This is a genomic window from Paeniglutamicibacter sp. ZC-3 (genome assembly GCF_025847175.2).
Classification (GTDB): Bacteria; Actinomycetota; Actinomycetes; order Actinomycetales; family Micrococcaceae; genus Paeniglutamicibacter; species Paeniglutamicibacter sulfureus.
In genome coordinates, this window is record NZ_JAOYTG010000001.1 from 518,035 (window position 1) to 536,394 (window position 18,360).

Consider the following 18,360-nt stretch of genomic DNA (forward strand, 5'->3'; position numbering starts at 1 on the left):
TCTTGGATTAGGGAAGGTAAACCTATCCTATTCGATGGGGCATCGACCAAGCCAATGCCAACTTCACATGCCTACTCCATTGCGCCGGGCCAGACCGTCGATCATGATCGCCAGCCCGACCTCAAAGGAATGGTTCGCGCGCGAGCCCTCAAGCGCAGACTGCGCAGCGAGGACTCCGGCCAGCCCCGGGGTTTGCGCAGCGGCGTCGCCGGGATCGAACATGTCATCCGGGGCAACCACATCAAGCGCGGATCCCAGGATGAACGACTCCAACGCCACCATGTCGCCCATGACTGCGGAGGCCTCCCAGCCGGCGGCAAGGAATCCCTGCACTACGCATTCATACATGGCCAAGGTTCGAGTCGCCCCTGTGATGGGCTCGGTGGCCAACAGGGCAATGGCATTTGGGTGTGCGGAAAATGCGGCCCGGTAGGACCGAGCCCAGCGCTCCACGGCTTCCCGCCAGGACAAACTTCCGAAACCACTGACATCAATGCTCTCATTGACTACCTCGCGCATCCCCACCAACAGCGCCTGCTTGTTCTTGACGTGGTGGTAGAGCGCGGGCGGCTTGACCCCAAGCTCGCCGGCGAGCGCTGCCATGGAGAACTTCTCCGGCCCCACTGAATTGAGCAGCCTAAGGGCCGCGACGAGGATCCTTTCGCGGTCAAGCACCGACGTGCGCGGCCGACCGGCGCGACGAACTTCTGACGAATCCACCAAAACCCCTTGCGTGTGACTCCGCCCACAGATAAGGTAGGCGACAGTTTATTTAATCTTATTAAATTTAGTTGGGAGCTGCACCCCTTGACCTTGACAGTCTTTCATTCGGGCTCGGTTGCCGGTGCCCCTGCGGGGCAAACGACCGCCGTGGCGGTCACCGACGGAATCATCACCGCCATCGGTCCGGCCGCCGGGGACCTGGCATCGATCGCCGATGTCCTCCATGACCTGCGCGGCGGCTACCTCGGGCCCGCCTTCGGCGACGGCCACGCCCACCCCCTCTTTGCCGGGCTCGAGGACGTCGGTCCCCAGATCCGCCACTGCACGGACCTCGACGAAATCCTGGCCGCAGTCGCACGCTGGGCGGACGAGCACCCCGGGGACGAATGGATCGTCGGTGCCAGCTACGACGCAACACTGTCCGAAGATGGATGCTTCGATGCCCGATGGCTCGACAGCGTCGTTTCCGACCGCCCCGTACTCTTGCGCGCCTGGGACTACCACACGGTATGGGTAAATTCCCGGGCACTGGAAATTTCCGGGATCACCTCGGACACGCCAGAGCCCGAGCTCGGCCGTATCATCCGTCGCCCGGACGGCTCTCCCCTGGGGACGTTGTGCGAACCCGGCGCCATCGTCCTGGCTGCCGCCCATGTTCCCGCACACGGCCAGGACACCTTGGTCTCCGCCCTCAGCCGGGCCACCTCGGCATTTGCCCGGGCCGGTGTCAGTTGGGTGCAAGACGCATGGGTGGAAACGGAATCCCTCGACGCCTACCTCGCCGCCGCACGACAGGGGGCGTTGCACACCCGGGTGAACCTTGCCTTCCGCGCTGACCCGTTGCGCTGGGCAGGGCAACTGCCCGAATTTGCCGCAGCCAGGGACCGCGTGATCGCCGCCGGCGGGGAACTGCTCAGCGCAAACACCATCAAGTTCTTCCTGGACGGGATCGTTGAATCGCACACGGCCCACATGATCGATGCCTATGCGGACTGCCCCGGCAGCCGCGGCCTGCCCAATTGGGAAGACCACTCACTCATCGATGCGGCGATCGCCGTGGATTTCATGGGTTTCCAATTGCACCTGCACGCCATCGGAGACGCCGCCGTTCGCCAGGGACTGGACACCATTGCGGCGGTCGTTGCCGCCAACGGCCCACGCGACCGCCGACCGGTCATGGCCCACCTGCAGTCCATCTCCCCCACCGACCTGCCACGGTTCAGGGAATTGGGCGTCATCGCGAACTTCGAGCCGCTGTGGGCCCAGCGGGACACCGTCATGACCGAACTGACCTTCCCACGGCTTGGAGCCGAACGGGCGTCACGGCAGTTCCAGATCAGCGAGGTCGCCGCCTCGGGCGTCAGGGTGTCCTTTGGCAGCGACTGGCCTGTCACACACCACCACCCGATGCCGGGCATCGGCACGGCAGTGACCCGCACAGGGCTGTCCGACCCCGACATTCCTCCGCTGGCCGGGGCCCCCTACGGCGTTGTCGATGCCCTGGACTCCTACAGCGCCCAGGTCGCCTACCAGGCCTTTGCCGACCACGAACGCGGAACCCTGGCAGCGGGGCAGATCGCGGACCTGGTCTGGCTGGAGAGCGATCCACGCTCCATCGCGGAACACGACGTGGCCGGCGTGAAGGTCCTTGGCACCTGGCTTGCCGGCAAACCCACCCACCTGACGACACCCGAACCGGCATTGGACGGAATACGATGAATACCAAGATCTCGGCTCATGTTCCGGCATCCGGCAGCATACACGGCGCCCGTCCCACTGAGCTCAAGCGGGTCCTGGGCATACCTTTCCTGGTGCTCTTCGGACTGACGTACATGGCGCCGGTCACGGTGTTCACCACCTACGGCGTGGTGACCGGGGTGACCAACGGACATCTGCCGGCCGCTTATATCGTGGGACTGGTGACCATGCTGTTCACGGCCTTCAGCTACGCCCAGATGTCCCGGGCGGTGCCGCAGGCCGGATCCGCCTACGCCTACACCCAGCAGGCCTTCGGCGGAACTGTCGGTTTTGCCACGGGCTGGACGCTGATGCTCGACTACTTGTTCATCCCGATGATCAATTTTCTGCTCATCGGCATCTATCTCAACACGCAGTTCCCTGCGGTCCCCGCCTGGGCGTTCTCGCTGGTGTCCCTCGTGCTGGTGCTGGGCCTGAACATCATCGGCATCAAGTTCATCGGCCGGCTCAGCGCCACGGTGGTCGCCTCCTCGGTGCTCATGATCGGCATCTTCGTGGCGCTGGTGCTCAACCAGGTCATCAACGCCGATGCCCCAAGCCTGTTGGCACCGTTCTCCTTTGGCGCCGACGGCCTGGGCCCGATCTTCTCCGGCGCTGCCATCCTCTCGCTCTCGTTCCTGGGATTCGATGCTATTTCGACCTTGTCGGAGGATGCGAGGAATCCCGGCAAGACGATTCCCGCCGCGATCGTGCTTACCACCTTGGCCGGCGGCCTGATCTTCATCGTCGTTGGCTGGGCCGGGGCATTGATCCACCCGGACCACACCACCTTCACCGATCCGGATGCCGCGGGCGTCGAGCTCATGGCAGGGGTCGGCGGTTCGGTGCTCACCGCGATCTTTGTGGCGGTCTACGTTGTGGGGTCATTTGGTTCGGCCATGGCCTCGCAGGCCAGCGTGACCCGAATCCTGTACTCCATGGGTCGTGACGGATTGCTGCCGCGCCGCATGGGCATGCTCAATCGCCGTTTTTCCACCCCCGTCTATGCCACCCTCGTGGTCTCCGCGGTGTCGCTGACCTACCTCTTCGTCAGCTTGGAGACTGCGGCCTCGGTGGTCAGCTTCGGGGCCCTGGTTGCGTTCTCCATGGTGAACCTTTCGGTCATCAAGACCTTCTTCATGGATGCTAAGGCGCGCGGTGCCCGTTCGGTGTTGCTCTACCTGCTCATGCCCCTGGTGGGATTCGCGCTGACCATTTGGTTGTGGACCTCGCTCTCCGGCGTCAGTCTTGTGGTGGGACTGATGTGGTTCGCCGCGGGAATCGGCTTTTTGGCCATCCGCACCAAGGGCTTCCGCACCACCCCGCCGAAGCTTTCCTTCGAGGACTGACGCCGATCCTGAATTGCCGCCCCCACGACGTTTCGGCGCCGTGCGGGCGGCATCGCCGGTTGCAGAACGGGACTTTCTAGTCCAGACGCCGGTCCTGCCAACTGCGCATGGTCCACCGCGATCTTGCTACCGCATCCAGCGTCACCACTCCGGTGTTGGCCAGTGGCAGCGGGCTCAGCAGGCCGGGGTCGAAGTTGGTGCTTCGGGAGGCAAGCCATGTCACCAGCATTGCGGCATGGCTGACCACGACCAGCTTTCCGGTCCCAGCTGCGCGCGCCTGTTCGATGACCGAGTTGAATCGATCCAGTGCCGTGTGCGCATCCTCGCCGCCAGCAACCTTGGCGGCAAGGTCGCCGGAAAGCCACCGGAAAAACACGTCGCGGTAGGCAAGTTGGGCCTCGGGGTCGTTGCGCATCTCCAGGTCACCGGCGGAGATTTCGCTCAGCCCCACGTGCTCGGCAAGGACAAGTCCGCGGGAATCGGCCAAGGGCGTTGCGGTCATCTTGGCGCGCAGCAACGGCGAGGAGAAGACCGCGTCCACATCCTCGGCACCGAGCCTCCGGACGAGTTCCCGTGCCTGGGCCAGGCCGGTCTCGTCCAGCGGCGCGCCGGGGGCCGCGGTGTCCAGGGCCTGGGCCACATTGGAGGCTGTCTGCCCGTGGCGGATCAAGATGAGTCTCATTCACTCACTCTAAAAGGTCACCGGGCGTTTGGTAGGATGAAATTAGCTTCACGAGATACGCGTCAGCTTTGGGCTCCGACCCGGCGCGACACCAACCCCATGCTTCAAGGGTGGTTCGGATGACGAAGCGGTCCTGGCAGCAGCCGCTGCCTTGGGGACAAGAGCACACGAAAGGCGCCACCACCTTGCGCAATGAGTCACGTTCCATCGACACCTGTACCTCGTTCCACTCCGGACACCGCACCAATCCCCGGGCGATCAGGAGCCTCATGGCCCGCCCCACGCTTTGGGCGCCCGCTGACATCGAGGTCGCGATGTCCCTGACCCAGGGCCTGACACTGCATGTCTTTGCCGGAGGCACCCACCACCAGGTGTTCGCCCACGACCTGCCGGTCATTGTGCAGCTGCTGCGCATTGCGCCGCAGCCGGCTCCGGGGATTTCACTTGGGCGGGTGAATTTCCACAGCAACGCGATTGCGCTTCCCGCCGATCCGCGCCACAGTGCCGGGCTGCGCTACTTTTCCTTCAGCACCGAACCGCTCTCTGCATGTACCTTCGAGCGCGATGAGGAATTGGCCCGCGACTTCGAGTCCCTGACGGGCAACCTGCAACTTTCCTAGGATTCCGGGCGGCTGAGACGGCCGTGGACCCAAAGTTGGCGGTCGCAGTCCACCGGTGCTTGGCGGGCCACCCCTTTTTCGGTGGTTTAGAACGGGCTATTGCTTCAGCTCTTCGACAATGCTGTTTCCCGTTTCCGGTCGGGATTCCCATGCCCACGATTCATGGAAACGTACCCGACCGTCGTCAAGGACCTCGATGACCGATTCACAAACTCCGGTTGAGGTTTCCTTGTTAGCGCCAAGGTGAACGTAGCGAAAGTTCAATTTATCCGCATTGCGAGTGCCGACGAGATAGCCTCGGACGACTGCACCACCGGAGTACTCTGCCCAAACCACTTCGTGATCTTGGTGGTAGGTAAATGTGGTGGATTGCCCTACTTCTCCTGTTGCAGAATTCTCAACGCCGCAGAATACTCGGCCGTCCAAGGACACGGTGTCTGCCTGAGGTGCAGTTTCGGTGCTCATGCTCCGAACAATAGCAACGCATTGCACGGGAGAGTCCAAGGCTTGTCTCAATGTGACGGTTCGACGTGTTCCTAGGCGGGGCTGGGCATTAGGCCTTGCACGGCAACGATTGTCCATTGCGTCCGGAAAGAGAAAGCATTAGCGGAAAATCGGGTCGGCCGCGTACTGCGCCAGCGCTTCCTTGTTCCCCGGGCTAAGTCGAAGCAATCGCTGCTCGTCAACGGAGAAGAATGCCAGGGTGGTTGCAGCACGAACGCACACCCCGCCGTCCACCGGATCGTGGAACTCGTAGCTGATGTCGAAACTCGCGGCCTTGATGGTGCTGATCCACAAATCCACGTGCGCCGGGACGTTGCGGTAGTCCAACGGTTTGAGGTAGCGCACGCGGTGCTCGACGACCAGGATCTGCGTGTTTTCCGGGACCGTGGAGAACAGGTCGACCTGCGGCATGATGCCGGGCTTTCCGGTGCCGCCGGGCACCCCGAAGCCGGCGATGCGCGCCTCTTCCATCATGCGGACCAGGTTTACGTTGTTGATGTGTCCGTAGGCATCCATGTCTCCCCAGCGCATGGGGACCTCGACGCGGATCTTGTGTCCGGACATTCAGTCGATCCTTGCCGGATCGTCGGGGCTGATGATGCCCAGGCCCTCCAGCTTCTCGGCGATGCGCGACCCGTCTGGCTCGTAGACCCAGGGCACTCCGGGGGTGGAATTCAGGATCCCCTGGCTGCGCCCACCGGCCAGCACCGCCTCGGAGGGGGTCAGCTGGCGAATGACGATGGCCTCGACATGGCGGGGATAGCGGCGGGCGAATTCGGCGTAGAGATAGGGGTCGTGTTGGCCGTCGTCGCCGATCAGCAGCCACTTCATGTTCGGGAATTCGGCGGCGAGGCGGCGCAACTGGTCGGCCTTGTGCTGCATGCCCGAACGGAACCAGCCGCGCTCGGTGGCTCCCCAGTCGGTCAGCAACAACGGGCCCTGCGGGTAGAGGTTGCGTGAGAGGAATCGGGTGAGGGTCTGGGCGACGTTCCAGGCACCGGTGGAGAGATAGAAGGTGGGGGCTCCGGGCTTGTCTCGCATCAGCCGCTCCATCATCACCGGCATCCCCGGTGTGGCCAGGCGGGCGTGCTCGGAGAGCACGAACGAGTTCCACGCCGCCAGCAGCGGGCGCGGCAGCGCGGTGACCACCACGGTGTCGTCCACGTCCGAGAGCACCCCGAACTCCTGCTTCCCGTCAACGACCACAATCGGCGCGGTGACGGTGGGCCCACCCTCGACGTGCAGGCTGATCTCGTTCCAGCCGGGTTCCAGCGAGGCGGCCACGCGGACATCGACCACTCCCCCGCGGTCTGCCTGCACCTTGAAGCGTTCGCCGTTGATGTGGGCCTCGATCTCGCCGTGGGGCAGGATCGGTGACATGAAGTTACGCCAGCCCCGCACGCCGTCCGTGATGACCTTCGCGAGGTGGCGCCCGTCTTCGAAGGCGCCGGGCTTGGCCAGCAGCACCCGGGCGAAGATGCGCACCCAGCCGTTCTCCGGATCCGACAAGCCGTATCCAGTGTAGGGCAGCACCGTAGGGATCAGCCCGCGTTCGCGGGCGCTCTCTGCGCGAAGCTCGTAAAGGCGATCCTCGAAGCGTGCTGCGATGTGCCGGGCGCGTTCTGATCCTGTTTCCTTGACCATGATCCCCAGTCTTTCATGAGCTGGTGGCATGCGGTGGATCGAAAGGATGACGCGCCGCCATGGCATGAAATAAGGCGGCAATCCTCGACACACTGGTATTTATTCATACTTCATAGAAGTGTGGGGGCATGATGTTCAACCATGATGCAGACCAGCCCGTGCTAACGCTGACAGATGAGGAGTCTTGGGGCCTACTCGGAAGGACCAGCCACGGCCGGCTGGCAACCGCCGTGGGCAACACCATCGATATCTTCCCGGTGAACTTCGGTCTGTTGGACAAGACCATCTATCTCCGCACCGGGCCGGGCGAAAAACTTGCGGCCCTCACGGTACACGATGCGGTCGCGTTCGAAGCCGACGGCATCCTCTCCGACGAAGCGTGGTCGGTGGTCGTGCACGGCCAGGCACACCACTTGCAAACCAGCAAGGAAATCGAAGTGGCCCGCAGCTCCGGGGTATCCCCTTGGATCCCCACTCAAAAGGAATCATGGGTGAAGATCGAGGTCACCGGCATCTCGGGGCGCCACTTCGTCCTTGGGGCACAGCCCGAGGCAGACTAGGTACTGCAGTCGCGTTATTTTCGGCGTTGTCGGCGGTTCAATGGGAATTAATTGGATATCGCCGTTTGCGGCCCCACACCCGCGGGGACGGACGGCTGGTGATCAGACCTTGACGGCGTTGACCTTAATCATGCGTTTGAGAAGGTCGGCTGCTACGCTCACCGCAATGGTGGCCGGATCCTTACCCACGACCTCAGGATCTCCGATGGGGCAGTCGATCCTCCCAATCACAGCTTCCTCATGTCCGCTTTGCGCAAGATTCTTGCGGAATCGCTGCCATTTGGCGTTGGACCCGATCAGGCCGATCGAGCCAAGATTCGGATGCCGCAACGCAGCATCGCATAGGTGGAAATCCTCGGCGTGGTCATGGGTCATGATCAGCACGTGTGTTCCACCAGGCAACCGACTGAGCACTTCTTCGCCAATGACGGCCAGTTTCGGATGAATCCGCGCCACTGCCGGTTCAAGTGCGTTCAGCCCCTGTAGGTTTTCCTCGCGGGAATCGCTCAAATACAGTTCAATGTCCTGCCGAGAAAGAATGCGGGCAAGTTCAAGACCCACATTGCCAGCGCCAAAGATCGCCACCGTCGGGGGTACGGCCATCGGTTCAAGCAAGATCGTCACTTCTCCTCCACAGCATTGTCGACCGTAGGTCGCCGGAGCCTTGTCATTCAGCCGCAAGGTCATTGTTTCGGGCACGTGCAGCGACTCGGTGAGCATTTGCCGGGCCCGTGTCACCGCGGTCATCTCCAGGTTGCCGCCACCTATGGTTTCAAAAAGCTCGTCAATGGTGGCAACCATCTTGGTTCCGGCCTCGCGCGGTGCATGCCCGCGCACACCAACCACGGTGATCAAAACCGCCGGGACCCGCTGGGACCGCAGCCGCATCACCGCATCAATCCAGGTCATGATGATCGCCCGCTGATCAATGCACTGTGCTCGCGGGCCGCCTGAACCGCCCAAAACACCGCTTCGGGCGTGGCCGGCGAAGCCAGGCACACACTGGTTCCGGGCTCGGCAAAACCGGCAATGGCTTGGCGCAGGGCCTCGCGCACCGAAAGTGACAACATCAGTGGGGGCTCACCCACGGCCTTGGAACCATAGACCGCACCCTCTTCATGGGCTTTGTCCAGGAGCGAGACATTGAAGACCTCGGGCATTTCCGACAGGCTCGGGATCTTGTAGGTGCTGGCGCTCTGAGTCGCCAGCCGTCCCCTGGTGGGCCGGTCGCTGGTGTCCCAACGCAGGTCCTCCAGGGTCAGCCACCCCGTCCCCTGCACGAATCCGCCTTCGATTTGTCCCAGGTCAATCAGCGGGGAGAGCGAATCCCCCACGTCGTGCACCACATCCACCCGGCGCAAGGTGTACGAACCGTCGAAACGGCTGACCTCCACTTCACTGGCCGCCGCCCCATAGGCGAAGTACTTGAACGGTTCCCCCTTCATGATGTCCAAGTCCCAGTGCAGCCCTTCGGTCCGGTAAAAACCTGCTGCCGAAAGCTGGACCCGCTGGAAGTAAGCGGCATGAACCAGTTCATTCCAGCCGATGGATTCGCGTCCACTGAGGCTGGAGACCGTACCGCGGATAAACCTGATCTCGTGGGCGGGAACACCCAGCTTTACGGCCGCTACCTCGGCGAGCCGTTCACGGATCTGCTCGCACGCATCCTTCACGGCCCCGCCGTTCAGGTCGCTGCCCGAGCTGGCCGCCGTAGCCGAGGTGTTCGGAACCTTGTCGGTACGAGTCGGTGCGATCCGCACGCTATCGAGGGGGACTCCGAGGGTGGTGGCTGCCACCTGCAGGATCTTGGTGTGCAGCCCCTGCCCCATTTCAGTGCCACCGTGGTTCACCAGCACCGATCCGTCCTTGTAAACCAGCACCAGGGCGCCGGCCTGGTTGAACGCGGTGAGGTTAAAAGAGATCCCGAATTTCACCGGTGTCAGGGCCAAGGCCCGCTTTGCATGCTCATGGCTCCCGTTGAATCGGGCAATCTCGGCTTCGCGACGTTCAATCTCCGCACCGTCCAGCAGCTGCTGCCAGGCGGCCTCCATCCGTTCGGGGTGTCGCACCGGTTGGTAGTACGGGGTGTCCTGCCCCTGTACGTAGAAGTTTCGACGACGCAGTTCCCTGGCACTCATCCCCAGTTGCGGGGCCACCCGGCCCAGGATGTCCTCCATGACCAGCATGCCCTGTGGCCCCCCGAAACCGCGGAAAGCCGTTTGCGAGGTCTTGTGGCATTTGGCGACCCGGCCGTGAACCCGGATATTTGGTATCCAGTAGGCATTGTCAATATGGCACAGCGCCCGGGTCAGCACCGGCTCGGACAGGTCCAGGCTCCACCCTCCATCAGCGGTCAGCGTCGCATCCAGGCCCACGATCTTTCCTTCGTCGTCAAAACCGATTTTCCAGCTGGCATGAAAGCCGTGGCGTTTGCCGGTCATGGTGATATCCACCGTGCGGTCCAGCCGCACCCGTACCGGCCGCCCGGTGAGCAAGGCCCCAAGGGCTGCCACCGCGGCATAGCCATGCGACTGCATTTCCTTGCCGCCGAAGGCGCCTCCCATGCGCAGCACTTGGACGGTGACCCGGTGCGCGGGGATCCCCAGTATGTGGGAGACGATGTCCTGGGTTTCGGTGGGGTGCTGGGTGGATGAATGGATCATCACCTGGCCGATTTCGTCCACCATGGCCAGCGAGTTCTGGGTCTCCAGGTAGAAGTGTTCCTGGCCGGAGAACTCGAACTCCCCCTCAAACACCTGCGCGGCGTCCCTGATGGCGGCTTGGCTGTCGCCCTTGTCGATCACGGGCTGGATTCCGTGGAAGCTTTGCGCGGCGATCGCATCCTGCAGGGTGATCAACGAGTCGAGCGGTTCGTAGTCCACTTCAACGGCGGCTGCCCCGGCCTTGGCAGCTTCCAGGTCCTCGCCGAGCACCCACACCACAGGCTGGCCATAGAACATGATCTCGTCCACCGGCAGCATCGGTTCGTCGCGTTTGGCACCTTGGTCGTTGACCCCCGGGATGTCCGATGCCGTGATCACCCGGACCACGCCGGGAACCCGGTAGGCCCCGTCGATACCCACTTTCAGGATTTTTGCGTGCGCCTGCGTTGACTGCACCGGGTAGGCATGCAGCACTCCGACCAACCGCCGGTCCAGGTCATCGGTGTACAACGCACTTCCGGTGACGTGTCCCACCGCCGACTCGTGCGGATGGGTTTCCCCGACGATGGGACGGTCGCGACGTTGGGACAACCGGCTCATTTGCCTTCTCCCTTCAACGAATGGGCGACTTGCAGTTGTGCGGCGAAGAACCGTTCGAACGAGGATTCGAGCATCGCCTTCCGGTATTCGGCGCTGGCCCGGTGGTCATCCATTGGGGTTCCTTCCTCACCCATGACCTGGGCCGCGGCGCGGATGGTTTCCAGGTCCCATGCCCGGCCTTCGAGCATCGCTTCGGTGGCGGTCGCGCGCAACGGGGTGGCCGCCACCCCGCCCAGGCCGATCCGCGCCTTGGTGATGATGCCGTTCTGGACAGCGAGGGCATAGCCGATGGCCACACTGGAGATGTCGTCAAAGCGGCGCTTGGAGATTTTTTGGAATGAGGTCAATCCGGAAAGGGGCAGCGGGACGCGGATGACGGTGATCAGCTCGCCGGGCTGACGGGCCGTTTGTCGGTACCCGGTGAAGTAGTCGGCCAATGGCACCACCCGTTGGCCCGTCACCGAGCCAAGCACCAGCTCGGCGTCCAGGGCCAACAAGGCCGGAGCCGTGTCGCCGATGGGTGAGCCGGTGCCCAGGTTCCCGCCGATGGTCGCGCTGTTGCGGATGAGCCGGGAAGCGAACTGGCCAAAGAGCTTGCCCAGCAGTGGGATCCGTCCGTGCAGTCCACGTTCCAGTTCACTGAGCGTGCAAGCCGCCCCGATCTCAATGTGCGTGTCAGTCACATCCAGTTGCCTCAGTTCACTCAGCCGGTCGATGGCCAGCAGGGAACGGGCCCGTGCCCCCTTGATGTTGACCTCCACGCCCCAGTCGGTTCCACCGGCGAGGGGCAGCACCCCGGGTTCCTCGAACAGGATCTGCAGTGCTTCCTCCAGGGTTCCGGGCCTCCGGTAGCGGCCGAGCTGGCCCGTGGGGGTATCGGCGCGAGACAGGTCTGTGTGCACGACGGCCGGAGCCAGCTGGTCGCGGCGGGCAGCCAGCGCGTCATCCACCGCCGGCGTGCCGAGCGCAAAGGCGGCATCACGGATGGGCCGGTACCCGGTGCACCGGCACAGGTTGCCTGAAAGCGCATGCAGGTCAAACCCATTTGGCCCGCAGTGCTGGTCTGCTGCGTCCTCTTCATTCGGCGGGGCGCCTGCGGCGGTTGCCCGCTCCGGTCGATAGTATTCGGCGGCCATGCTGCAGACGAATCCCGGGGTGCAGTAACCGCATTGGGATCCACCGTGCTCGACCATCTGTTGCTGGACCGGATGCAGGCGGGTGCGGTCCCCCAGCCCTTCGGCGGTAATCACCTCCTGCCCGTCAAGGGCAGCGGCCGGCAGGAGGCAGGCGTTTAGTGCGGTCCAGCGTGTGGCTTCGCCGTCTGCTCTGGCCACCAGGATGGAACAGGCCCCGCATTCACCTTCGGCGCACCCTTCCTTGCATGAGGTAAGTCCTTCACCGCGCAGGAAGTCCAGGGCGTTGGTATGCGTTGGTCCGGTAAATTCCCGCACCGCTCCGTTAACGGTAATCAAGCACTGGGAGTCTGTGGTTGGTTTGGCGGTCATGCCGCTTCCTCCTACTTCCCGCCGAGCGGAAAGCGCTGTGTACGAACGATCGATGATGGGCACGCAACAAAGCGGCCTGCGTATCAGCGTCAGGAGCCGAAGTCCGGGTCAGCTGGCTCGCTGTGTGCAGGCCAGCTTAGCTTCCGTGGGCAATCTGCCCTTTCGGCCAAGCGATCGTTCCACCCATGAGGGGTCCTCCGACATTTTCAGATCATCAATGTGCTTGGTTCACAAAACAGTCAAAAGTTTGCGGAGACCTGCTGTCCCCGGCTGCCGTCTTTGTGCTCAAAGCCGGCCGTCTGGTGGTTCACAGCTGTGACTCCCTGTCGTTTCACATGGGTGAACCGGAAAACCTCCCGTGCCCGGAACCGCCAGTCACCCACTCAGCCCCGCGTCCGGTCGATAGCTACCATGGGTAAAGCGCACCATGGACTTGCTCCGACCATAGCAGTGACTGTGACTTGTGTCATGCTTCACGCGACACTTAGTTCCCTCTCTACTGGTGCCGTGATTTCGCCCCTGTCGAACGGCCTCCCTGCACCTCTTGTCGAGGAAGTTCGCCGCCAGAAACCATAAGGCCCACGGCCCACGGCGCCGGTGTCAGCAACCCCGGACGCCTGTCACGCGGCAGTGCCCGGGCCGGGACAAAACGGTTTCCCACTACCCCTTGTAGTCGTAGAACCCGGCGCCCGACTTCCGTCCCAGCTTGCCCTCGGCCACCAGGGCCGCGATGCGCTCGTTGGGGGCGTCCTCGACCGCGCCGGTTTCCGCGTGGGTGGCCTGGGCAATGAAGTCGATGACATCCAGGCCCACCAGGTCCATCAGCGCGAACGGGCCCATCGGGTGGCCCAGCGCCGTGCGGGCGGTGGTGTCGATGTCCTCGATGCTGGCGATGCCCTCCTCGGCCAGGAAGAGCGCCTCGCGCTGGATCGCGCCCATCAAGCGGTTGGCGATGAATCCGGGGACCTCGCGATTGATCAGCACCGGCTCCTTGCCCAGCCGCCGCGCCAGTTCCATGGTGGTTTCCACCGTTGCATCGCTGGTGGTTTCGTGGCGCACGACCTCCACGCACTTCATGACCAGGGCCGGGTTGAAGAAGTGCATGTTGCACACCTGTGCCGGCCTGCCGGTGACCTCCGCGACCTTGGAGGAACCGAGGGTCGAGGAATTCGTGGCCAGGATGGCGTGGGCCGGTGCCAGCACGCCGAGCTTCTCGAAAATCTGCGTTTTGATGTCCAGGCGCTCGGTGGCGGCCTCGATGATGAAGTCGGCTTTTGTCGCGACGGAGTCCAGGTCGGTGCTGTAGCCCAGCGCCTCCAGCGCCGCGGTGGCTTTCGCCTGCTCCAACTTGCCCTTGGCCACCCGCGAGGCCGCCCAACCCTCGAGTTCGGTGCGCGCCGCGGCAAGGCCGTCGGCGGAAATATCCTGGATGATGGTCGCGAACCCGCCCAGGGCAGCGGTCATCGCGATCTGCCGCCCCATGGTCCCCGCTCCAATGACCAGGATGGTGGAAATGTTCTCGATGCCGGTCTCTGCGCTCATTTTGGCTCCGCACTTTCGTCAATTGTTCGCTGGATCACGTTTCGCCCATGCCCGTTGCCCATCCTAGACATGACCCGGGGCACCCGCCGCATCCGGTCAGGCTGGATGACGGCGGGTGCCCCAAACCCCGTTTCCTACGCTCCGCGCAGGTACACGGTGGTGGTGTGCGTGAAGAATTCCTTCGCCGCGCCGCCTTGTTCCTTGGGCCCGTACCCGCTCTTCTTGGCCCCGCCAAAGGGCACGTGAGGGTCGGCGCCCGCCGATTCCGAATTCACGTGCAAGATGCCCACGTCGATTTTCTCCATGGCCGCCAGCGCCTTGGAAAGGTCCTGGGTAAACAGCGCACAGCTCAGGCCGTATTCGGAGTCGTTGGCCAGCTCGAACGCCTGCTCGGTGGTTGCCACCCTGCGCACTGCCAGCACGGGACCAAAGAACTCCTCGCTCCAGGCATTGTTCTCCCCGGCGGGCAGCTCAAGGACCGTCGGGGCCACGAAGGCATCCCCCAGGCCCGCGACATCGCCCTCGAAGGTGACGACCGCTCCCTGGGCGATCGAGGCGGCGATGCCGGCACGGATCTGCTCCGCGGCCGGGCCCGAGACCACCGGCCCCATGTGGACGGAGGGATCCGTCGGGTCCCCGGTTTTCCACTCGCTGAGGCGTTCGTGCAAGCGTGCCAGGAACGCATCGGCGATTTCCTCCTGCAGGATGAGCCGCGAAGTGGCGGTGCACTTCTGGCCGGTGGAGCGGAAGGCCCCGAAGAGCACCTGCTCCACTGCGAGTTCCACATCCGCGTCATCCAGCACGACGGAGGCGTTCTTGCCGCCCATTTCCGCCTGGATCGGGACTCCGGCCGCGGCGGCCGCCGCGGCGAGCTTCCTGCCCACCCCGGTGGATCCGGTGAAGGTGAGTCCGTCCAGGTCGGGGTGGTTCACGATCTCGTTGCCGAGCGAACCGGGTCCGATGACCAGGTTCAGCACGCCCGCCGGCAGCCCCGCCTCAACCAGTGCCTGCGCCAGGCGCAGGGCCAGCAGCGGCACGGTGGAGGCAGGCTTCCACACCACGGTGTTGCCGAAGACCAGTGCCGGGGCGATCTTCCAGGCCGGGATCGCGATCGGGAAGTTGAACGGGGTGATGACTCCCACGACGCCCAGCGGCTTGCGGGTCACCAGGATCTTCTCGCCGCGGCGCGGGGAGGAGAAGACCTCCCCGGCCTGCCGGTCGCCCTCGGCGGAGTAATAGGAAAGGATCTGTGCCGCGCGCAGCACCTCGCCCTTGCCCTCCGCTGCGGTCTTGCCTTCCTCGCGGGCCAGTTCGGTGCCCCAGGCATCGGCGTTGGCCGTGATGATCGCCGCGGCGCGAGCCAGGTACGAACCCCGCTCGGCCATGGGTGTTGCAGCCCAGCTGTTTGCCGCTGCGCGCGCCGCGGCCATGGCGGAGCGCACGTCCGCCTCGGTGGCGGTGCCGCCGGCGGCAACCACGCGCCCGGGGTTCGCGGGCGAGGTGGATTCCAGGCCAGCACCGGCGCCGTCGATCCATTCGCCGTCAATGAGCAGGCGCAGCGGCACGGTGTCGGTGTGCGTCATGGTTTCGGTCATGTCTTGCCTCTCGAAACGTTGGAGGTGGGTTAGCGGAAGGCCGGGACGCCGGTGAGCTTGTTGCCCAGGATCAGGGTGTGGACCTCGTCGGTGCCCTCGTAGGTGCGCACCGATTCCAGGTTGTTGGCGTGGCGCAGCGGTGAGTAGTCCAGGGTGATGCCGTTGCCGCCCAGGATGGTGCGGGCCTCGCGGGCGATCTTGATGGCCTCGCGGCAGTTGTTCAGCTTGCCCACCGAGATCTGGTGCAGATCCAGGGTTCCGGCGTCCTTCATGCGGCCGATGTGCAACGCCAGCAGGTAGCCCTTGTTGATCTCCAGGGCCATGTCCACCAGCTTCTGCTGGGTCATCTGGTACCCGGCCAACGGCTTGTCGAACTGCATGCGCTGCTGCGAGTAGGCCAGGGCGTCTTCGAAGGAGTCGCGGGCGGCTCCCATGGCGCCCCAGATGATCCCGTAGCGAGCCTCATTCAGGCAGGAGAATGGTCCCTTGAGCCCCACCACGTTCGGCAGCACCGCGGTTGCGGGCAGGCGCACATCGGTCAGCTCGATCTCGCACTGGATCGAGGCACGCATCGAGAGCTTCGGCTCGATCGGGGTCGCCTTGAACCCGGCGGTTTGCGTGGGAACCACGAAACCGCGGATGCCCTCATCTGTCTGCGCCCAGATCACCGCGACCTGGGCGACGTTGGCCAGCCCGATCCAGCGCTTGGTGCCGTTGATGACCCAGTCGTTCCCGTCCTTGCGGGCAAAGGTCTTCATCGCCGAGGGATCCGAGCCGGCAGTGGGTTCGGTCAGCCCGAAGCAGCCGATGGCCTGCCCCGCTGCCATCTTCGGCAGCCACTCCTGCTTCTGTTCCTCGGAACCATGCTTGTAGATCGCGCTCATGGCGAGGGATCCCTGCACCGAGACGAAGGTGCGCAGCCCCGAATCCCCGGCCTCCAGTTCGGAGCCGGCCAGTCCGTACTCCACCGCGGTGCCCCCGGCGCAGCCGTAGCCCTTCAGGTGCATGCCCAACAGGCCGAGCTTCGCCATTTCCGGGACGATCTCCAGCGGGAACACCGCATCGGCGTACCAGGAAGCGATGTTCGGCTTGATGGCCTCGTCGACGAAGGTCCGCACCTTGGAGCGCAGCGCGAGCTCCTCGGCGGTGAGCAGCGCATCAAAGTTGATCAGGTCCGCCGGGTCCAACTGGTGGGTTTCGTGGTCGTGCATGGTGAGGGTCATGGTGTTCTCCAAAAGTTCGGGGGGTATGGGGGCTGATGAAGGGGTGCTAGTTGGCGGCGTCGGTGATGGCCTGGGCCAGGACGGCCAGTCCGTCGCGCAGCAGGTCCTCGCCGATCACCAGCGGGGGCAGCAGGCGCACGACGTTGCCGTGCGTGCCGCAGGTCAGGGTGATGACGCCGGTGGCGTGGCAGGCCGCGGAGATTTCCTTGGCCAGGTCCGGGCGCGGGGCCAGGGTGCCGGCGTCTGCCAGCTCGATGGCGAGCATGGCGCCGCGGCCGCGGACCTCGGCAACAATGCCGGTGGAGGAAAGCAAGGGCTCCAGGATTTCGCGGGCCACTGCCTCGATGCGGCGGGCGTTGGCCAGCAGCGATCCGTCCTCGAACTGCTCGAAGACCGCCAGCGCGGCCTCGCAGGCCAGCGGGTTTCCGGCATAGGTGCCGCCCAGGCCGCCCGCGTGCGGCGCGTTCATCAGCTCGGTGCGTCCGGTGACGGCGGAGAGCGGGACTCCGTTGGCCAGTGCCTTGGCGGTGAGGATCATGTCCCCCGCAACGCCCTCGTGCTCGGAGGCGAAGAGCGTTCCGGTCCGGCCCATGCCGGCCTGGATTTCGTCGATGACCAGCACGATGCCGTACTTGTCGGCGAGTTTGCGCAGGCCCGGGATGAAGCCCGCGGCCGGGACGATGAAGCCGCCCTCGCCCTGGATCGGTTCGATGACCATGGCGGCGAAGGAATCCGCGCCGTGTTCAAGGATGGTGGCCTCCACGGATTCCAGTGCCGCTTCGGCGCCGGACTCGAGGCCCTCGGCGGGACGCAGCGGGTTGGCGGAGGCGGCCCGGATGATCTCCGCGGGAAGCGGACCGAAGTTCAGCTTGTACGGGTTGACCTTGGCGGTCATGGCCATGGTGAGCAGCGAGCGGCCGTGGTAGGCCTCGTCGAACACCAGCACGTTGGGCCGTCCGGTTCCAGCGCGGGCGATCTTGATGGCATTTTCCACGGCCTCGGCGCCGGTGGAGAACAGGCCGGTGCGCTTGTCGAAGTCGCCGGGGGTGTTGGCGTTGAGCCACTTGCAGACCTGGGTGAAGGATTCGTATTCGGTGACCATGAAGCAGGTGTGGGTGAAGGCTTCCAGCTGGGCGGCTACACGCTGCGCCACGCGCTTGTTGCTGGCACCCAGCGAGGTCACGGCGATGCCGGAGGCGAAGTCGATGAGCCGGTTGCCGTCGACATCCTCGACGATTCCGCCGTCCGCGCGGGCCACGAAGACCGGAAGGGTGATGCCGAAGCCGTTGGTCACCTGTGCTGTGCGTTCGGCGTGCATGGCCGTGGAGCGCGGGCCGGGGATGGAGGTGGCGAGGTGGCGTGTCTGCGGGAGCGTCTCGGCGTCGACGGCCAGAAGTGTTTCGGTCATGGGCT

General features: G+C 64.3%; 16 protein-coding genes and 1 riboswitch. Of the genes, 4 read left to right on the top strand and 12 right to left on the bottom strand.

Features of this window, described 5'->3' with window-relative positions; translation table 11 throughout:
• Positions 1-63: 63 nt before the first annotated feature.
• Entirely contained in the window at positions 64-720 is a 657-nt protein-coding gene (locus tag OIU93_RS02325) for a TetR/AcrR family transcriptional regulator C-terminal domain-containing protein (protein ID WP_264268436.1), read from the bottom strand.
• A 93-nt stretch (positions 721-813) separates the two neighbouring features.
• Here OIU93_RS02325 and OIU93_RS02330 point away from each other — a divergent pair, with 93 nt between their 5' ends.
• Positions 814-2,442, top strand: a complete 1,629-nt coding sequence (locus tag OIU93_RS02330; RefSeq protein WP_372342852.1) for an amidohydrolase — start codon at positions 814-816, stop codon at positions 2,440-2,442.
• Positions 2,439-3,809, top strand: coding sequence for an APC family permease (locus OIU93_RS02335; RefSeq protein ID WP_264268438.1), 1,371 nt, complete (start codon positions 2,439-2,441; stop codon positions 3,807-3,809). The genes OIU93_RS02330 and OIU93_RS02335 overlap by 4 nt, the downstream gene beginning before the upstream one ends.
• Before the next feature lie 76 nt (positions 3,810-3,885).
• On the opposite strand, the gene OIU93_RS02340 is transcribed toward OIU93_RS02335, so the two are convergent.
• Positions 3,886-4,491: a histidine phosphatase family protein gene (locus OIU93_RS02340; protein WP_264268439.1), complete on the bottom strand. Its 606-nt coding sequence runs from the start codon at positions 4,489-4,491 to the stop codon at positions 3,886-3,888.
• Between the two features lie 46 nt (positions 4,492-4,537).
• Positions 4,538-4,661: riboswitch (SAM riboswitch) on the top strand.
• 15 nt (positions 4,662-4,676) lie between these two features.
• On the opposite strand from OIU93_RS02340, the gene OIU93_RS02345 reads away from it, so the two are divergent.
• The gene (locus tag OIU93_RS02345; RefSeq protein WP_264268440.1) at positions 4,677-5,111 is read left to right on the top strand and encodes a hypothetical protein; all 435 of its coding nucleotides are present in this window, start codon (positions 4,677-4,679) and stop codon (positions 5,109-5,111) included.
• Positions 5,112-5,207: 96 nt separating this feature from the next.
• On the opposite strand, the gene OIU93_RS02350 is transcribed toward OIU93_RS02345, so the two are convergent.
• The 3 genes from OIU93_RS02350 to OIU93_RS02360 all read right to left on the bottom strand — a co-directional run bounded on the left by OIU93_RS02350 (position 5,208) and on the right by OIU93_RS02360 (position 7,259).
• Positions 5,208-5,576: a hypothetical protein gene (locus tag OIU93_RS02350; protein WP_264268441.1), complete on the bottom strand. Its 369-nt coding sequence runs from the start codon at positions 5,574-5,576 to the stop codon at positions 5,208-5,210.
• A gap of 138 nt (positions 5,577-5,714) precedes the next feature.
• A complete protein-coding gene (locus tag OIU93_RS02355; RefSeq protein WP_264268442.1) occupies positions 5,715-6,179 on the bottom strand; it encodes a thioesterase family protein in 465 nt (154 codons plus the stop codon).
• Positions 6,180-7,259, bottom strand: coding sequence for an App1 family protein (locus OIU93_RS02360; protein ID WP_264268443.1), 1,080 nt, complete (start codon positions 7,257-7,259; stop codon positions 6,180-6,182).
• 128 nt (positions 7,260-7,387) lie between these two features.
• Between OIU93_RS02360 and OIU93_RS02365 the strand changes: the two genes are divergently transcribed.
• Entirely contained in the window at positions 7,388-7,819 is a 432-nt protein-coding gene (locus OIU93_RS02365; protein WP_264268444.1) for a pyridoxamine 5'-phosphate oxidase family protein, read from the top strand.
• 102 nt (positions 7,820-7,921) lie between these two features.
• Here OIU93_RS02365 and xdhC read toward each other — a convergent pair whose 3' ends face one another.
• The 7 genes from xdhC to OIU93_RS02400 all read right to left on the bottom strand — a co-directional run bounded on the left by xdhC (position 7,922) and on the right by OIU93_RS02400 (position 18,355).
• Positions 7,922-8,728 (bottom strand): xanthine dehydrogenase accessory protein XdhC, encoded by an 807-nt coding sequence (gene xdhC, locus OIU93_RS02370; protein WP_264268445.1) that lies wholly within the window; start codon positions 8,726-8,728, stop codon positions 7,922-7,924.
• Entirely contained in the window at positions 8,725-11,082 is a 2,358-nt protein-coding gene (gene xdhB, locus OIU93_RS02375; protein WP_264268446.1) for a xanthine dehydrogenase molybdopterin binding subunit, read from the bottom strand. Before xdhB ends, xdhC begins: the two co-directional genes overlap by 4 nt.
• The gene (locus OIU93_RS02380) at positions 11,079-12,587 is read right to left on the bottom strand and encodes a xanthine dehydrogenase small subunit (RefSeq protein ID WP_264268447.1); all 1,509 of its coding nucleotides are present in this window, start codon (positions 12,585-12,587) and stop codon (positions 11,079-11,081) included. Before OIU93_RS02380 ends, xdhB begins: the two co-directional genes overlap by 4 nt.
• A 660-nt stretch (positions 12,588-13,247) precedes the next feature.
• A complete protein-coding gene (locus tag OIU93_RS02385) occupies positions 13,248-14,129 on the bottom strand; it encodes a 3-hydroxyacyl-CoA dehydrogenase family protein (RefSeq protein WP_264268448.1) in 882 nt (293 codons plus the stop codon).
• Between the two features lie 134 nt (positions 14,130-14,263).
• A complete protein-coding gene (locus tag OIU93_RS02390; protein WP_264268449.1) occupies positions 14,264-15,724 on the bottom strand; it encodes an aldehyde dehydrogenase family protein in 1,461 nt (486 codons plus the stop codon).
• 29 nt (positions 15,725-15,753) lie between these two features.
• On the bottom strand, positions 15,754-16,947 hold the full coding sequence (locus OIU93_RS02395; protein ID WP_264268450.1) for an acyl-CoA dehydrogenase family protein: 1,194 nt from the start codon (positions 16,945-16,947) through the stop codon (positions 15,754-15,756).
• A gap of 46 nt (positions 16,948-16,993) precedes the next feature.
• Entirely contained in the window at positions 16,994-18,355 is a 1,362-nt protein-coding gene (locus OIU93_RS02400) for an aminotransferase class III-fold pyridoxal phosphate-dependent enzyme (RefSeq protein ID WP_264268451.1), read from the bottom strand.
• Between the last annotated feature and the right edge of the window lie 5 nt (positions 18,356-18,360).